The 1,422-nt window shown below is 57.9% G+C and carries 1 protein-coding gene and 1 pseudogene; both read left to right on the forward strand.

Translation table 11 applies throughout. The annotated features are described in order from the left end of the window. Window positions 1–998 (forward strand): ABC transporter ATP-binding protein (locus EOA60_RS32850; RefSeq protein ID WP_164899766.1); only part of this gene is annotated, 998 nt, incomplete at its 5' end. 166 nt (window positions 999–1,164) lie between these two features. Continuing rightward, a pseudogene (locus tag EOA60_RS32855) lies at window positions 1,165–1,422 on the forward strand (M20 family peptidase); the annotation flags it as partial.

Consider the following 1,422-nt stretch of genomic DNA (forward strand, 5'->3'; position numbering starts at 1 on the left):
ATCTAAGCGTGCAGAAGGGAGAATTCTTGACCCTGCTTGGTCCGTCAGGATCGGGGAAGACCACGCTCCTCAACCTGATTGCAGGTGCAACTGGACCAACGACTGGCGCCATTCTGTTGGATGGGCGCGACATAACCCGAATGCCTCCGCGTGACAGGGGGATCGGAATGGTATTCCAGAATTATGCGCTGATGCCGCATATGACCGTCTTCGAAAACGTGGCCTATCCGCTGCGTGCACGCCGTGAAGCTGCCAAGGCGATTCGTGTTAAGGTGACCGAGGCGCTCGAACGTGTCGGTTTGCGCGGCTTTGAGGATCGCAAGCCGCGTCAGTTATCAGGCGGTCAGCAGCAGCGCGTCGGCATCGCGCGCTGCATCGTCTATTCGCCCGCCATTATCATGATGGATGAGCCGCTGGGAGCACTGGACAAGAACCTGCGAGAACAGATGCAGGGGGAGATCAAGCGTCTCCATAAGGACCTAGGAACAACCTTTATTTACGTCACCCATGATCAGGAAGAGGCGCTCAACATGTCCGACCGCATCTGTCTGATGAGCATGGGCGAAATCGCCCAGCTTGGCACGCCGGACGAGTTGTATTTTCAGCCGCGCAGTCGCTTCGTGGCAGAGTTTATCGGCGAATCGAACCTAATCAGCGGACGAATGGATGGGCGTGGCCAAATGCTGATTGCCGGGGACCGATCGATTGCCGTTCCCGGCGGCATACCCGCTGAGGGGGCGGAAATGCTAGTCATGATCCGACCCGAGAGAGTACGGATCTGCGGCATAGATGAGGCCGTCGCAGACGACAATTCTCTAAGCGGGGAAGTCGCAAGCAGTTCGTTCATCGGCGGTACGACACGCGTAACCATCCGGTGCGACAACGGCCTGAACATTACGGCCAAGATGATGTCAGACCGCTCCGAGACGAGGCCCCAGTCGGGGGCACGGGTGAACCTGTGCTGGTCATCGGCTGACATGGTGGTTCTTGAGAACTGATGTGTGCCCGCAGCGTTTATCGCGCTCCTTCCAGTCGCGATGCTGTGAGATCCCACGGAACCCGCACTGCATCGGCCCACTTGCTACCGAGTAAATTTCGACCGCCTCCTTTGGCTACTCGCGCCGAAGCGCATTGCAGTTTGCCTTGATAATATAAGGACAGAAAATGAACCGTACACACTTCGACGAGTCGCCCTTCGAGACGCAGGCACTGCTTAATGAAGTTAGAAGCTGGGTTGAGATCGAAACACCGACGGCAGATGCCGCGGCGATAAATCGCCTGGCGGATAAGATCGAGACCGATGCCAAGGCTGCCGGTGCGAAAACAAAACGCATCCCGGGCCGCGACGGTTACGGCGACCAGCTCCTCGTGACTTCGCCCTGGGGCGGCGAGGAACCTGGCGTTCTCGCGGTGAGTCATATC

The sequence above is a fragment of the Mesorhizobium sp. M1A.F.Ca.IN.020.06.1.1 genome (assembly GCF_004023265.1).
Classification (GTDB): Bacteria; Pseudomonadota; Alphaproteobacteria; order Rhizobiales; family Rhizobiaceae; genus Mesorhizobium.